At 37.5% G+C, this 17,237-nt stretch carries 12 protein-coding genes; all 12 read right to left on the bottom strand.

Going from position 1 to position 17,237, the window contains the following annotated elements:
• Positions 1-21: 21 nt before the first annotated feature.
• The gene (locus JBW_RS07105) at positions 22-969 is read right to left on the bottom strand and encodes a hypothetical protein (protein WP_007954057.1); all 948 of its coding nucleotides are present in this window, start codon (positions 967-969) and stop codon (positions 22-24) included.
• A gap of 61 nt (positions 970-1,030) precedes the next feature.
• Positions 1,031-1,990: a protein-tyrosine-phosphatase gene (locus tag JBW_RS07100; RefSeq protein ID WP_007954059.1), complete on the bottom strand. Its 960-nt coding sequence runs from the start codon at positions 1,988-1,990 to the stop codon at positions 1,031-1,033.
• Between the two features lie 253 nt (positions 1,991-2,243).
• Entirely contained in the window at positions 2,244-5,162 is a 2,919-nt protein-coding gene (locus JBW_RS07095; protein ID WP_007954060.1) for a purple acid phosphatase family protein, read from the bottom strand.
• A gap of 120 nt (positions 5,163-5,282) precedes the next feature.
• A complete protein-coding gene (locus tag JBW_RS07090) occupies positions 5,283-5,993 on the bottom strand; it encodes a PHP domain-containing protein (RefSeq protein ID WP_007954062.1) in 711 nt (236 codons plus the stop codon).
• A gap of 27 nt (positions 5,994-6,020) precedes the next feature.
• On the bottom strand, positions 6,021-7,397 hold the full coding sequence (locus tag JBW_RS07085; protein WP_007954075.1) for an MFS transporter: 1,377 nt from the start codon (positions 7,395-7,397) through the stop codon (positions 6,021-6,023).
• A 137-nt stretch (positions 7,398-7,534) separates the two neighbouring features.
• Complete coding sequence (iolG, locus tag JBW_RS07080) at positions 7,535-8,560, bottom strand: inositol 2-dehydrogenase (RefSeq protein WP_007954082.1); 1,026 nt, start codon at positions 8,558-8,560, stop codon at positions 7,535-7,537.
• Between the two features lie 511 nt (positions 8,561-9,071).
• Positions 9,072-9,905, bottom strand: coding sequence for a sugar phosphate isomerase/epimerase family protein (locus JBW_RS07075; protein ID WP_007954084.1), 834 nt, complete (start codon positions 9,903-9,905; stop codon positions 9,072-9,074).
• A gap of 100 nt (positions 9,906-10,005) precedes the next feature.
• The gene (locus JBW_RS07070; protein WP_007954085.1) at positions 10,006-11,025 is read right to left on the bottom strand and encodes a LacI family DNA-binding transcriptional regulator; all 1,020 of its coding nucleotides are present in this window, start codon (positions 11,023-11,025) and stop codon (positions 10,006-10,008) included.
• 122 nt (positions 11,026-11,147) lie between these two features.
• Positions 11,148-12,011 (bottom strand): sugar phosphate isomerase/epimerase family protein, encoded by an 864-nt coding sequence (locus JBW_RS07065; RefSeq protein ID WP_007954086.1) that lies wholly within the window; start codon positions 12,009-12,011, stop codon positions 11,148-11,150.
• Positions 12,012-12,138: 127 nt separating this feature from the next.
• Complete coding sequence (locus tag JBW_RS07060; protein WP_007954087.1) at positions 12,139-13,152, bottom strand: Gfo/Idh/MocA family protein; 1,014 nt, start codon at positions 13,150-13,152, stop codon at positions 12,139-12,141.
• A 234-nt stretch (positions 13,153-13,386) separates the two neighbouring features.
• Positions 13,387-14,880, bottom strand: a complete 1,494-nt coding sequence (locus tag JBW_RS07055; RefSeq protein ID WP_007954088.1) for a sugar porter family MFS transporter — start codon at positions 14,878-14,880, stop codon at positions 13,387-13,389.
• A gap of 383 nt (positions 14,881-15,263) precedes the next feature.
• Complete coding sequence (gene iolD, locus JBW_RS07050; RefSeq protein WP_007954089.1) at positions 15,264-17,201, bottom strand: 3D-(3,5/4)-trihydroxycyclohexane-1,2-dione acylhydrolase (decyclizing); 1,938 nt, start codon at positions 17,199-17,201, stop codon at positions 15,264-15,266.
• Positions 17,202-17,237: the final 36 nt, after the last annotated feature.

The raw sequence follows: 17,237 nt of genomic DNA, 5'->3' as shown, positions 1-17,237 counted from the left end.
CAATCCCGCTAAGATAAATCTTCAATTGTATTTATGTTGCTTTGCCCATTCAGTCCAAGTCATAGAATCATTAGGTCTTTGTGATACATAGTCATAAAAATGCTTCGTAAATGCAGCACGATCCGCATAACCCACTTTTTTCAATGGATCTTTTGATGTTGATTTCCGGATATCTTGACCGCCAATTAACCATTGACGGGACATAATATCATCGTAGCTAACATCTTTTGCATTATGTAGCATATCTACCATTGCCATAAATACAGTAGTACGTCCTTCACCCGCTTCACAGTGTAAATGCAGCCAAGCATCTTTCGGAAGTTTTTGATAGAAATTCAGAAATTGATCCACATTTTCATCCGTTGGTTTAGTATAGTCAGCAACGTAAATTCGGAAATATTTTACTCCAAATAGCGCTGCTAAATCGCCTTCCGTAAGTGCATGGGTAACATTTAGTTCAGTCTTAGAAGCAATCGATTTCTCAGAATCAAGACGAGCTACTTCAACAGAACCAGCTAATGTACTATCCAATAAATTTCTTTCGATTATTTCCAATTCGGCAGAACTCTTCCCCCAATTAGCCCTTTTGTAAGCACTGTACCAGCTTACCCCCATACCATCTAAATAGCCATGAGGCTCTAAGCGCAAATCCAAGATAACTAACCGATCTTGAGGCAATTTTGTCAGCATTTTTGCAAATTCTAATTGAGAATAGTAACTACTGCCTGAAAGATTTAGCTTGTCCATACCAAATCTTGAAGGCATTTTAAAATCCGTACTTAACTGTTTAAAAGCATCATTTGCTATTCTAAAGTCCTTAGGCAATTGCAATATATCGTCCCTGTCAACCTTCAAAATAGTTACTCCAGGTGCAGGCTCAGCGGCTAGTGTTAAGAACGGTGCTTGCAAAAGCATCGCTATGGTTAATAGAATAGTTAAAACTAAATTACCCTTTGCCATTTTTTTCATTGTTTCTCGCTCCACTTATTTTTTTACTTCATTGTTAAGTACAAACATTGCTTATAGCGAATTAATAGTCGTGCTTTTTAGCCCATTCCGAGTACTTTACCGGAAAATCCTTAGGACTTTGTTTTACATACTCATAAAAATGTTTCGTAAATTGCAGACGTTCGATATAAGCTTTACGCTTCCAGTTTAGTTTGCCGTCAATATCGCGAAGGTCAACAATACCAATCAGTCCCTGGCGACCTACAATATCGTTAAAGCTGACTTGCTTAGCATTTTGTAATATATCCACCATATTCATAAAAACGGTAGTACGTCCCATACCAGCGAAACAGTGAATATGCAGCCAAGCATCTTTAGGCAATTTCTTATACCATTCAATGAAAGTATCTACATCTTTGTCTTCCGGACGAAAATGATCTGCTAAGGCAAGCCGGTAGTATCCTGCACCGTGGTCCTTAACCATTTGCTCTTCTGTACGTGCACTTGTCACATCCATTTGGTAACTAGTCGTAAGGACATTCTTATTATCGTCAAAATTGTACACTGTAGTCGGGGAATTAACTAACGCTTTATCAAGTTGAGCACGCTCAATTGCTGTAACCTCTTCAAGGTTCTTACCATCATTCCCCCAGTTGTTCGGTAAAAACCAGCTTACTGCTGTCCCATTCAAATAACCGTGAGACTCCTGACGCAAATCTAAAACAATTACGTTTTTGCTAGAGACAGGAAGCCTTGCAAGAACTTGTTCAAATTCCTTTTCAGAAAATATACTGCTTGCTGATGCCCTTACTTTATCTATGCCAACTCTAGAAGGTATACTACCATCTTTCAAAGTACCTTTAAATGGATCATTCGTAATTCTAAAGTTTCTAGGCAACTGTGAAATATCTTGACGATCAACTTTCAGAACTGGCCCCTTTGGGACCTCGTTAGCAATCGCCACCAATGTCACCTGACAAAGTAATAATAATGTTAACAATAGTGCAAAAAATAGTTTCTTACTGGCTAATGTCCTTTTCATGAAAAACCCTCCCCATTTAGATTTATTTTAGTGACTGAATACCTGTTCTTTCTGTAAATCCCCTCCTTTCACATTTTTATTCCACAATAGAGTTATAATAAATTGAATATTTCGTCTTTTATAGCTCAGCAGATTTAAACACGTTAACAACCTGCTGAGCTATATCGTATCAAAAATGATTGTACACCAGACTCTGCTAAAAGCCTTAATCAAGAATATCTAGTAAAAGCAGCCCGTCCATATGATTAATCCGCTAACCATGGATTACGTCGGTATATTCATCAAAAACCTTAGTCCTATCCAAAGGTTCAAAACCAACAGCTCCGTTAAACTCGCCGCTTTCCCAATCAACTCGTGTGCCCCAATTTATATGTGTTATTAATTGACCTAAAAAGGCTCCTATTTTATATTCATGTAATTCTGGAGTATAAGTCCCCTCTAGAGTAACAGAAGAATGGAACTCGGTCATGATTCTTATAAACTGTGCTTTTGATAAAATGGATATATCGATTTTCTGTTTGCCATTCATCAACTCTATTCCTATAGAATCTTTTACAGTTTCTCCATCATCAGAAACTTGCACAATCGCTTTTAAATAGGCCATCCCTGGTATTGTTGCATCGACACTAAGAGTCTTAAATTCCCATAGTCGTTTCTCCGTTTTGTAAGAAGGATAGAACGTTGCTGGTCTTCGCCATTCAGTTTTGTGCATACCCTTTGTCTCAATATCCCGAAAGTTTAACCAAACAGCCAAGTCTTCACTATTAGATCCGACTTTATTTTGATGCTCATAGATATCTTTAATTTCATCTTCTGAAAGTTTTGTTTTATAAAAACGAACCTGACTAATTTTTGCAGAAAGATGTGTGAAATATTTAGGTCTGCCAATCTCTCTTATGATATGTCCAATATAAGAATAACCAACAAAGAGTGGTACGCCTTCCCAATTGCGCAGCGGATCATCTACTGAAATCCCAATAATTTCTGCAACCTTTTCTTTATTGCAATAAGATACTCCGCCAGTTTCCTTATCAAAAGTAGAGCTATATTGAACCCAATCCCCTACACTGGCTTTTCCCCCTTGCCAAGAGTATTCAGTAATTCCATAGCATGTCCCCCATTTTATATTTCCATTTCTTTCCACGCACATTCTCAGTAAATAGGTAGCCCCCCAGCCAGTGGAAATCCCCTTTACCATCAACGGGTTATGCCCCATTTCTTCTTCTGTGGCTAATCGATTGAGATTAGCCCAGACAATGCCAGTATATCCATCCTTAACATGTAAGGTTTCACTATCAGGTATTTCAATATAATCTCCATACTTATCAAGAGATAGCACGACCCTATCACTATCAGCGATTATTCTAGGTTTACCTCTAAGAAAAGCATGATTGCCATTTCCAGATAAATCTTTAATAATAGGTATCCCTTTTAAAGTTCCCTCAACGGTCACCGCTTTAGATTCTAGATCTCCTATGGAGACCTTATAGGTCCCGCCTTTAGCAGGTTGGTAAGTGAAGTCTACACTTTTTTTCTCATAAGACTGCAATTCTGCTTTCTGAGTTAGGACAATTCGATTGTCTATGTATAAATCAACATCAATCAAAGTGCTAACATCTTGATTATTCGTGATTTCAACTGTCGTAAAAATAATATTTGAAGCTTTTCCCTGACCGACCTTAGATCTCAAATTTTCAAAGATGATTGGAGCTGGAGGCACAACATCAATCAACTGAGTTGTGTTACTAACTTTTATTATATGTCTCCCTGGTTCTACAATCGTATACTCAGTATTAATCCTCTTTACTTCGCCTGGATTTAAAGCCACAACACGTTCCTTGCCCTTGACACCAAATAAGTTTTGTATAAATTCCTTGCCGTTATCTAGTATTAAAAGCGTTACAACTGCCAGACCACGTCCTTCATTCTTAGCATAACCTTCAATTACTACAGTTCCTCTTCTACAATCTGCCTTAATCGTTATGCCAGATAAAGCGACCTGGGATTCTTCTTTAACAAGAGTCACTTCATCAACAAGTTTACTGCCAACTAGATCTTCTTGAAATCCATAACTTCTGAAAATCAAAGTATCCTTATTAATCGTAATACATCCATAATTTGCCTGACCCGTGGCAATCACCTCTGGAAAATCTGGTAAAATTCTTTCATCTTCCTTTCCATAGTCCAGTGCCACTGCATAATCCTGAGCACTTCCTTGGCTGATATAAACGGTTTTCGACCCAATTTTAGGATTGACAGATACATTTTTAATATAATAATGCAGATGTCCCGCAATTATTATATTGACATTATAATTTTCCGCTATCGCAACAATATGTTTATTAGTAAAATCATCTGTATAAGGATGGTGCAGCACTAAAATTCTCCACATTGCGTCTTGAGCCTCAGGCGATCCTAAATCATCATGAAGCCACGTTAATGTAATATCAATATTTTTTCTTGTAACTTCATCAACGGGCAACCCCGAATTTACAGCATTCATTTCAAAGAGCCCCCAAGGGTTACTGTCTAAAAATGCGATATGGGTATCTCCATAATTAAATGAAATATTATGACCTGTTTTATCTGTATGATAGACGTTCTTTTGTACATGCATAAAAAAATCATCATAATATGGACTAATATCATGATTGCCAAATGCATAAATAACAGGAATATTCTTTAGAAAATGGGCTCCTTCATTAAACCAATTAGTAGTATATTCATCCTTTTGATAGCCTGTGGCTAATGATATATCACCTGAATGAATAATAAAATCCGGTCTGTTTTGTAATACAGCATCAGTAAACTCCCGGCTTATTTTAAATAAATGGGAATCACTTAAGGTAATAATTCGAATTTCTTCGGGATTGTCACTCAGTGTCTTAAAGCTACCTTCTTTAATCTCACCTGATTCCAATACAACTTTATAAACATACGCTGTATCGGGCTTAAGATTTGTAAGAATCCCTCGGTACATGCAAATTCCTTCTATATTGTCCTTCCAAGGAGTTCCTCGTTCACACTCAACAGTTAGCTTATTATCAAACTGTCCCATAATCCCATACAACACTATTGCGCCAACCGGAAAACGAGTCTCCCAAGTTACCGTCATACCAGTTGTAGTTGGTGCCAATAAATAAGGACCATTTGAAATATCTGAACAACTCATCCTTTTCCTCCTTCTCTAGTAGATTCCGCTTAACTTATTTTAGCAATGTATGAGATATAAAAGTTACATCTCATACATTCACCTTACTATTTTAGTCTTTTTCAAACATCTTAACAAAGCTTATCTGTTTCGTTTAAGATGAGAAAGCAGCTTATCCATAGAAGAGTTGATAACTTGCTCTAGTGGATAACCATATTTACTAAGCATTTCATACGCATAATCAAAATTCCCCACCACAAGATGATAATGAGCATCTGATCCAACTGCTAATTTAGCACCTAGGCGCTTAGCATTACAAATAATCTCAGCGCACATGTCTTCACTATCTGGACGAGCTGCCGGTGAACTATTATTAATTTCTAACGCAACACCCCTTGCGGCAGCCGCTCTAACGACTGCTTCTACATCAATAGGATATAGGGGAAAATCCGGATGACCAATAATGTCCACATATGGGTTTTGAATCGCTCCGATATACATTGCAGTATTTTGCTCAATCGTACCTATTGGTGTTACCTCTTTATGACAGCTAGCAATCACTATATCCAATTGAGCTAAGTGATTCTCATCAAAATCCAATTCACCAGCCAAATTCATTAAATTAGCCTCGCATCCTTTCAATACAGATATTCCAAACATTTCTGAAGGAATGTCACGATAAGTATTAAAATAAGCATAACCTACACTCCCAGGATAACCTGGACCATGCTCAGTTAAAGCCACCGCTTCTAACTTACAATCTGCTGCAGCACGAATGACTTCTGTAACGGTGCTAAAACCATGACCACAAGCAAGGGAGTGCGTATGCAAATCCGCAACAATTCTTACCATATTTCATTTCTCCTATTTTAAAAGTCATTACCTCGCTGCACTAAGAAGTTCAGCATCCTTTTTTGCTTGTGCTTTTTTTGCCCATAATATTGGCACAAGCAATATAATCATAGTAATTACAGAGCCAATCCAAAACATCTTAATATTATCAAAATTATATACAGTCTTGCCATTTACCATAATAATACTGGCATCCATCAACATACCATTGAGAACGTCTTGTACTGCTGCACCTGCATAAGCTAGCAATCCGACTACACCCATGGCAGCTCCAGCAGCCTTTTGTGAACAAAGATCAACTGCAAGCATTCCACCAACAAAGCAGAGTATAACTCCCAAACCAAAACCAAATATTGCCATAAAGATGGTATCTAGCAATTGATTTCCTGCAGGATTTAAGCAAAAACCTACTAATCCTCCTAGCATTACGAGTCCAAAGAATATAGTTGTTAGCGCATGGTTTGATTTAAAAATTTTGTCTGAAATATAGCCAGATGCAAAGGATCCGATTCCTCCCATTAAAGGTGTTATAGCAAGTACGCTACCAGCAGCTATCAAATCATAAGCTTTAACTTCTTGCAAATAAATAACACCCCAGCTACTTATTGAATAGCGAGCAATTCCCATACAAGTAGCGCTCAATGCAACTAACCAGACATATGGATTTTTTATTACTTCTATCTGTGCTTCTTTCGTAGTTTTTGTCTTTTCCTTTGCTACTTCTATGACTTCACCATTGTACTCATTAGCTGTTGGTAAACCATATGCTTCTGGGCGATCAAACATAAACTTATACATAATAAATGCAATAACTAAACACGCAAGCCCTGGGTATAAAAATGCCGACTGCCAACCAAATTTAACAATTAACATTGCTGAAAATATAAACGTAGCACCTTCGCCTAGATAATGGGCAATACTAAACACACCATACTGGGTTGCGACTTGACTCTTTGGAAACCACTGCGTGATGCCAACAATACATGGTGCGGATCCCATAGACTGAAACCAGCCGTTAACAAACCAAAGGAATAAAAAAGCCCAAAAATAAGGGGTAAATCCTAATATAACATTAGCTATGGCTGAACCCAGTAAACCAATGGGCACTAATTTTTTTACACTACACCTATCACCAAGAAATCCATGAAAACACTTACCAAATGCGTATGCAATTAGCAATGCTGCGCCAATTTGTCCCAATTCAGTAGCCGTAAAACCAGCTTCTTGTATCATCGGCTTCTTTGCAACACCTAGAGTCATTTTCATTACATAATACATACCATAACCCAAGATCATTGCAGTCATTCCCTGCCACCTAGCCCGAGTAAACATCCTTTTTATTTGCTCAGAATCTTGAATTCGTGGCTTTGCTTCGCCAGTTAAAAACCATTTAAATACATTCATTTCTCCCACTCCTAAATATTAGTATTTATACAGCATTTTTCTATTCTCTATCAATGAATATAGTCCTTATAGGAAATCATTAAAATTATAATATTCCGAATTTAAAGTATATTTTCTCTTTTTTATCTATAGTTGTACTATAAGCCAAAAGCCTTTTTAATTTCTGCAGTTTTCACTGGTCGATTTTCAGCCATGGATTTTTTTGCTGCAAGTCCAATAATTACAGGCTCTAATCCATCGATCACAGTAACAGGAACATCTTTATTCTCTTCGATAGCCTCAATGAATTCTCTAATCTCGTTAGCATAAGCCTGCATATATCTTTCAAGAAAGAAATGCAGCGGTTTTTCAGCAATAACACCATCAGTAGTACTCACCACGGCAGTAGAGAATGTATCATTACTAATTTCCACTGCCCCTTTAGAGCCAAAAATCTCTGCTCGTTGGTCATAACCATAAGAAGCCTGCCTACAATTATCAATTACTGCCATAGCACCATTTTCCAGCTTCATTGTGATGATTGCTGTATCAATATCACCAGCTTCACCAATAGCAGAATCCACTAATACTCCACCTACAGCATAGACTTCTACCACCTCACTACCGGATAAATAACGAACCATATCAAAATCATGAATTGTCATATCAAGAAACATTCCACCTGATACTTTAACATAAGCAATAGGTGGTGCCTCTGGATCCCGAGAGGTAATTTTAATAATATGCTGTGTTCCAATTTTACCTGATGCTACAGCCTCTCGAGCTGATCTAAAATTATGATCAAATCGACGGTTAAAACCAACCTGATATTTGCATTTAGAACCTTGCACTGCTTTTATTACGTCTTTAATCTTTTCTATATCATGATCAACAGGTTTTTCGCAGAAGACATGTTTACCTTCTTTAATGGCATCTAGAGAAATTTGTGAATGGGTATCAGTTGATGAACACACTAACACAGCATCAATCTCTCCATCCCTCAACATATCATGATAGTCCTTACTAATTTGTTGAATCCCCAATGATTTCGCCCATTGTTCCGTAACTTCATCCAGAAATGGATCTGCAATCGACCTTACCTCTGCTCCCTTAACATATTTGCAGATACTTTCTGCATGCACTTTACCAATTCTCCCTGCTCCGATAATACCAACCTTTAACATAACGATACCACCTTCCCTGAGTTTATTATTTATTATGTTAATATCACCTTCTCTGCCAAAAACGTTGTTTTAGCAGTAGAGATTATATTAATCTTGGAATTCAAGCACAGCATACCATCCGAGTATAGTATGGTTCTAACAATTGTTCCTGTAAAATTTAAAGTAAGCCAATTCATTATGGTAATATCAAATATTTAATCGTTTTAACTATATCTATGTATATTTAATCAACATCGCATTGTAATGTACTCATAATTTATATTTTTCCCTCTATAAATTATCGTTTATTAATATTTTTTGATGATTTTATGATTAACTCATGATTAATTTACTATAATTTCTATTCTTTGTCAATGTGAATATTTTAATATTATAAATTTTCATTTTATTTGAATGTAAAATAGTACGAATCCCTCATCGCAACTTATAGTGAAAAAAATACCCGTTCTTGTTAAGTTTCGCCTCAACAAGAACGGGCATTTTTCTATCTCACACTAGGATCTATATACTATTAAAAATACTTCCCTACAACAGCTAAGGTTTTTTCTTTGGCAATTTTTATTGCTTCTTCTACTTCAAGCTCATAATATTCCGGTCTGAATAATTCTACAGATACCATATCTTCTTTATAACCGATTTCCTTCAAAGTAGTCAATATACCTTTAAGGTCTATTGCACCTTCACCTGGCCACACTCTATCAACATCTGTTAGGATGCCAATCGGAAAATCTTCAGTATCATCAATGTGTAATATAAAGATTTTTGATCCGTCAGCCTTTTTAAGATCTTCCATTCTTGAGCCCATTGCATGAAAATGGAAACAATCTAAGACCAAACCTACATTATTTCGATTTACAGCTTGCACAATATCATAAGCTTTACCAAAAGTATTGATCGTACATTGAGGATGCCCTACGAATTCAATCGCAAGCCGAATACCATATTTTTCAGCAATATCTGCTAATTCATGTAAGACTTTTACAGAACTTTCTTTAATTTGTCCATAAGTGAATTTGTCGGTACCTACAAGAGGAACCACAACGATATTGGGGCAGCCAATTTTTTGTCCGACTTCACACATGTATTGCAATTCTTCTTTTATTTCTTTATAGCCTGCTTCATCTCGATTATTAAAGAATACTAAGGCATTAAATGCATAAGGTTTAATCTTATGTGTCTTGAAATAATTTGCTAGATCTTCAATGCTATGATTTTTTAGATAATCCTTTAATTTATCCATGGTTCTGATTTCAATTAGATCGTAACCATGTTTTTCACAGAATTGTAAATCTAATTCCAATGATGACTTTACCATGGTGGTCGCTTGGTTAAAACATAATTTCATTCTTTTCTCCTCCTAAATATCGCTATTATTTACTTTTAAACCAAACGTGCTCGCGCTCTTTTTAGGGTAAATTTTTTCATTTACAAATTCTAAACGATTTTCAAATATTTTCTCTAATTTTAATCTCAAGTTTGGTGTATAAATATTCTTTTTCTGGAATTTTATTAAGGAAAAAATATTCAAAGAGGATCTTAATGGGTAAATATCCTTGCATCAAGGGTTCTTGTGTTATCGTAAAATCTATTGTGTTATCTTTTATTAACTGAATGGTTTCAGGAAGCAAGTCAAAACATATAAATTTGACATTCTTTTTATTAAGCTTCCCAATGGCTTTGCCAACGCCTCTGATTCCTCTACCGGTCATAAAAACCCCATTGAGATTGGGATGTGCTGTAAAAAGTTCTATTGCTTCTGCATAGGAAGATGTAACATTGGCGAGCTCTACCGTATCAACGATTTTTATGGCAGGATATTCTGCGGAAATAATTTCTTCAAAACCTGCTTTTCGTTCCCTTAATGCCTTAATTTTCGCAGGTCCTGTTATGATTGCTACCTCTCCGCCAGCGGGCAATAAATCTCCCATTAACTGCCCAGCTACACGTCCGCTTTTCTTCAAATCCTGTCCAATAAAACACATTTTGTTGATACCAGGAACGTCCGTATTAAAGGTTATAATTTTTATATCTTTCTTTGCAAGTCTATTTAATTCTTTCGTTATTGCTTCTTCATCAAGAGGAGATAATGCAAGGGCTCGAATATTTTTCTGTTCCAGCTCTTTTATATATTTCAATTGCTCATTTACGTCAACTTTCTGCATTACACAGCACTCTATGATAATTCCTGAGTCTTTCCATTCATCATGAGCCAGTCTAATCCCCTTATAAATTTCATTAAACAGCTCATCTTTTTTGTCTAAAATAATGACTCCGATTTTTATAGGATTTTTTTGGAATGCCAGAGCTTTGCCAACTAAGTTTACAGTATAACCTAATTCCTTGGCTACATTTCTAACACGTTCTCTCACTTCATCACTTACACCAAGTCTGTTATTTAACACTTTATCTACTGTACCTCTTGAAACATTGGCAGCTTCAGCTACTGATTTAATCGTGACTCGCATAAACCCCACCTCACATGAATTATATGATTTTTCTTAGGAAATTTCAATCATAAATAAGTACATGAGACGTTGGTTACTATGCGATTTCGATAATGCACGAAGCTATTAACAACCAGACTAATTTATAATAATTCTTTTTTTATTCTGGCTAGTGTCTCAGGTCCTTGATAAGCCATTTTTTCTGGAAATCCAAACAAAGAAACAGAAGCAATGGTATCATCCCGCTGGGCAAACTTCATTTCACGAAGTTTTTGGAAGAAAGCATCAAAATTAACATCTCCCTCACCAAGTCCTACATGCTGATGAACGGTAGCACTTACACCTGGCGGATTCACAATATAACGGCAATTCTTCGTTTGATTTAAAGTATCCGCAATAATAACATGTGATAAATCATCACCAGCGTAATCAAGCATACCAGCAACATCACCCGCGCCATTATCGTAGAAGAATGTATGAGCTGCACAGTACAGGTATTTTACGTGATTACTGCGGAATGATTTAACAATATCAACTGTCTCATTACCATTTTCACAAAAATCATAGGGATGAGATTGAATGTCAAGACGAATACCTTCCCGTTCAAAAATAGGAAGCAGTTCTTCCATGGATTTATAAAACATTTCTTCACAAATAACTGGTTGATGGGGATCTCCGGCAAGCTCCGTATTCATTACATTAACATCTAGTTCAACTGCAATTTCAATCGCACGTTTCCAGTTTTTCACTGCAGCTTGTCGACGCTCTTCCTCTGGACCTGACCAATTGTAAATTGGAATCATGGAAGAAATACTAACTCCCGTTTCTTTTAATGCCTTCTTATATTCTGCGATAATTTCCTTGCTTGCTTTGGGATGCTTGTAGAATGGTAAAATTTGAGGATGAGGAGACTGTTCGATGTATTTAAACCCCATTTCTGAAATTTTGTGTACCATATCAGTAATTGACAAGTATCTGATAACATCAGGATCAAATGCAATCTTCATGTTATGTTGTACCTCCTTATATCATCATCACGTATGCTTACTAACTCCATAAGCAGCGTTTAATCAGATAAGAATATTTTGTATCCATCTAATTAAACCATTGCCCTGCCATTAAAACTATGTCCCACTATTTATTATAAAATTCAGGACGTTGTTTCATAGTCACCGGAACAATTTCACCAGTTTGCTGAGCTTTTACGCAAGCATCTGCTGTCACCGCAGCAGCATACCCATCCCAGGCGGAAGGACCATTTGGCTGCCCTTGGTTAACGGCATCAATAAAACCTTGCAGTTCGATATCATATGCTTCTATGAATCGTTGTTTCCAGTCAGTAAGAATTTCTACAGAGCGCTTTGCATCACTGCGCATAAGCACACTGGCTGGCTCAGGTAACCTTGCAATACCCGTTTCTCCCACAACTTCACATTGAATATCATATCCATATTGGCAGTTGACAAAGATTTCTACATCAATGCGAATTCCTTTTGCAGTCTCGATTAAAACAATTTGGGGATCATGTAAATGAGTTGAGGCTTTTCTGGTTTTCCTTGGATACACCACTTGAACGGAAACATAGTCATCATCCAGCAACCAACGTAAAACGTCAATTTCGTGAATCATCGTATCAGTAATTGCCATGTCAGTGGTGTAATTATCCCCCACCACTGGGTTACGGTGTGCACAATGTACTATTAATGGTTCGCCGATTTTGCCGGTAGCAACAACATCTTTCAATGCACGATATCCTTTATCATAAGGACGCATGAAACCAACTTGAACGAGGCGCTTGCCATGTTTAACCTCAGCATCAACAATTCTGGCACAACCATCTGCAGTGGTTGCTAATGGTTTTTCGCAAAATACAGGTTTACCTGCGGCAATTGCTGCCAATACGAATTCTTCATGGGTAGGTCCCCAGGATGTTATTAAAATTGCATCAACCTCTTTCGATTGAATGATATCATGACCTGTTTCATAAAGTTTTGCATCTAGTTTTTGATTCTTAATGACAGCCTTTGCCTGCTCTACGTTCACATCAGTCACCGCAACAATTTTAGCACCTGATAGTGTGTTGGTGATTCTGCGAATATGATCCTCGCCAATGGCACCTGTACCGATAACGCCTATTCTTAATGTCATAATCTTTTTCCCCCTTAAATTTTGATAGTATTGTCAAAAGTTACAGAATAACTTTTGCATAAACCTTTCATCTTTAATGATGTTATTTATAACTGCATTCCCATGTGAATCGCCAATCAAAATTCTTATAACGTGCCCGAGCACGTTGATGGTATAAGTATACGACAGGATATGTTTGTTGTCAATCTATTCGCATAATTTAAAACGTTCAGATAATAACAGTTGGGCAGATAGTTAATCGCAGTCGATAATCGATGCTTGAACTGCCTTATTCTTTGGCTTATCAAAATTACGGAAATCACGCTCAAGTTGTTCAAGAGTACGATCTTTTGTTTCTGGTACATATTTATTTACAAATGCTATTGCAATAAGCCCTAGAGCCACAAATACGAAGAAGGTTGTGGATAATCCCAGTTTTGCTAATAATACAGGAAAGGTTAAGCCGATTAAGAAATTAATAACCCATAAACAGAACACAGATACGCCCATTCCAAGTCCCCGTAAGCGTAATGGGAATATTTCAGAGAGCATAAGCCATGTCACTGGTGAAATGGCACCTTGCTGAAACGCTAAAAAGGTTACCGTTAATGAAAGTACAATAAACGGAAGCATTGCAGATCCTTGCATGGTTAATGAAAAGATTCCAATCAGCAGTAAGGCTGCGGTAGTTCCGATTTGCCCAACCAACAACATAGGACGTCGTCCCACTTTTCCCAGCAACCAAATTCCTACAACAGTAGCTACTACCGAAATAACGCCATTTGCAATATTACCAATTAAGGCTGCTTCTGTGCTAAATCCGGCATTTCTTAAAATCTCGGTTCCATAATACATAATGGAGTTAACCCCTGTAATTTGCTGAACAACACTAATACCAACCCCTAAGAATACAATTCGACGCACCCAAGGAATTGTCAAATCTTTATAAGTCGCTTTTTTGAGTTCGGCTTCTTCTGCAAGAGTCTCTTGAATTTCATTCAATTCAGCTTGGGCTCTATTTTCTTCACGTACTTGCTGAAGAACGCGTAATGCATCTCCAATTCTGCCCTTTGATGCAAGCCAGCGAGGACTTTCCGGCATTACAAGCATGCCAAACCATAAGACCACAGCGGGGATCGAAGCAATAACTAACATATAACGCCAAACATGAGCTTCCTGACCTAATGTAACACCGATAATGGCATTAAAAACGAAAGCTAAAAGCTGCCCTGTAACAATCATCAACTCATTTTGAGTAACCATGCGTCCCCGATTTTCCGAAGGAGACATTTCAGCTAAATAGGTCGGTACCGTAACAGAGGCTCCTCCTACAGCTAAGCCAAGCAGAAACCGAAATCCAACCATGATGGGTACACTGGGTGCAAAAGTACATCCAAGTGCAGCAATAAAAAATATTACTGCTAAAGAAAGAATATTCTTTCGACGACCATTCTTATCGGAAAAAAATCCCCCCGCCACAGCTCCTAGTGCAGCTCCAAACAGAAGTGAACTGGCAACCAAACCTTCTGTATATGCGGTTAGGTTTAATTGATCGGCTTGGGACATATACGGCAATGCTCCATTAATAACACCCGTATCATACCCAAAAAGCAGTCCTCCAAATGTTGATATAAATGTAATCCTTTTTAAAAATGACTTGGGGGTACGTTGGTTTCCATTCATTGATGAGTTCGGTTCCTTGGATGCCGCTGTCTCGGTTCCGGAAGCTGTACTTACCTGTCCATTCATACTACTTTCCTCCCTATCCATTTTCAATATTTATTCAACGGATGATTTCCATTAAATACCAAATTATTTCATTTTTCTATTGTATTTTCCTCTAGCAACAGCAATATCTCTATTGTCTCCATAACAGTTGTGATAATTCGAAAAATAATAATTAAATGAAATATTTGTAAAATTTAATTGCCCGGGCACGTTAAGGACAACTTTTTATAATGAGACCGTAAATTCGGTTTCATTATCTAAGGGGTTAGATATAAGCAAGCGTAAGCCATAAAATAAGATTCACAATTTTCTCCAGTCATTTGAGTTATTCATTTAAAAATGATCTACTAGAGCAATGATCATTATTTATGACTTACTGCTTATGGATATTTATTTAATTGATGTTAATACTCTCGAGCCTGATCAATATTCTTTCTTATTGTTTTATATACTTCCTGAATCTTTTCGCTGGTAGAAACCTCAGCAACACCAACTCGCCACCATGAATTGTATTTATGCACCATGGTTTTAGGCAGCACTTTTATATCAATCAGCGTAGAAACAGTTTGCTTTTTCGAATCAATGACTGCAGCTTTCAGTTCATCTACTGTTTTAACGGTATACGTCTTGCATCCATAAGAAGCTGCGTTCATAGCAAAGTCAATAGGCACAAATCCGCCATCTAACTTGCCGCTTACTTTATCTCTAAATCTAAATTCAGTACCGAAGCTTCCCATTCCATGTTCCATTTGTACATTGTTGATACACCCAAATGTCATATTATCCAATAGTATCACATTGATCTTCTTTCTTTCCTGGATAGAAGTCGGTAATTCAGAATGCAGCATCATATAGGAGCCATCACCAACAAATGTATATACTTCCTGATCTGGTGCAGCCAATTTCACACCCAGGCTTGCATTTACTTCATATCCCATGCAGGAAAATCCATATTCCATATGGTAGGTATTCGTTCCTTTGGCCCGCCAAACTCGCTGCAAATCTCCCGGCAAGCTTCCTGATGCACCAACGATAATATCAGTCTCACCAAGCATTTCATTCAATACGCCTAAGACTCTTGACTGGGTTAAGCAGGAACCAGTTACCTTTTTAAACTCTTCTAAGACGGCACGGTCAAGATGATCGTCAATTTCAGGAACAAAGCCTTCACCTGTATATTCCACAGCATATACTCGATCTACTTCTGCCTTCAATTTATCTTTAGCGTCTTTTATCTGGGTTTCATAGGCTGATTGATAATCTATTTTTTCTAATTCTTCCGTTAATACTTCCAAAGCAGCTTTTGCATCAGCAACCACTTTTACGCCGTCCAATTTATAAGCATCAAAAGCAGCTACATTTATATTTAAATAGTCTACCTCTGGGTTCTGGAATATCCATTTCGAAGAGGTTGTAAAGTCTGTATACCTCGTACCTACACCAATGACAAGATCTGTTTCTTTCGCAATTGTGTTTGCTGCTAAACTGCCTGTTTCACCGATTCCGCCAAGATTTAATTCATGATCCCAGACGATTGCACCTTTGCCAGCTTGTGTTTCTCCAAAAGGAATATTGAACTTCTCAGCAAAGAGTTTAAATACGGCTGCCGCTTCTGCGTATTTTACTCCACCGCCGCATATTAGAATGGGTTTCTTTTTCTTCGAGATAAGGGCAACTGCATCTTGAATCATTTCTTTCGTTGCAGGCCTTCTTTCAATTCGGTGAACTCTCTTTTGAAAGAAATACTCTGGATAATCATAAGCTTCACCTTGCACATCCTGAGGCAGAGCGATTGTCACTGCTCCAGTGTCTGCCGGATCTGTTAATACTCTCATAGCGTTGATGCAGGCAGTCATGAGTTGTTCCGGGCGAGAAATTCGATCCCAGTATTTGCTTACTGCTTTAAAAGCATCATTTGTGCTAATTGAAAAGTCATGAAATTGTTCGATTTGCTGTAAAACAGGGTCTGGCTGCCGGGTGGCATATACATCACCTGGCAAGAATAATACAGGGATTCTATTGGCGGTGGCAGTCGCTGCTGCCGTTATCATATTGGCGGCCCCTGGCCCTACGGATGATGTACAAGCATATATTTGTTTTCTAAACTTTTGTTTGGCAAATCCGATAGCTGCATGCGCCATCCCTTGTTCATTCCGTCCCTGATGAACGATTAGATCACCTGCATCCTGCTCTAATGCCTGTCCTAATCCGATTACATTACCGTGACCAAAAATGGTGAAGATACCTTCGACAAATTTCCTTTCCACACCATCAAATTCAACGTATTGATTATTAAGGAATTTTATAAGTGCTTGAGCAACTGTAAGCCGTATTTTTTTCATAATGCCACCTCGCCTATCATTATTCATTACCTTTGA

The sequence above is a fragment of the Pelosinus fermentans JBW45 genome, assembly GCF_000271665.2.
Classification (GTDB): Bacteria; Bacillota; Negativicutes; order DSM-13327; family DSM-13327; genus Pelosinus; species Pelosinus baikalensis.
The sequence above is the reverse complement of the archived record's forward strand: the minus strand, read 5'-3'. Positions and strand labels throughout refer to the sequence as shown.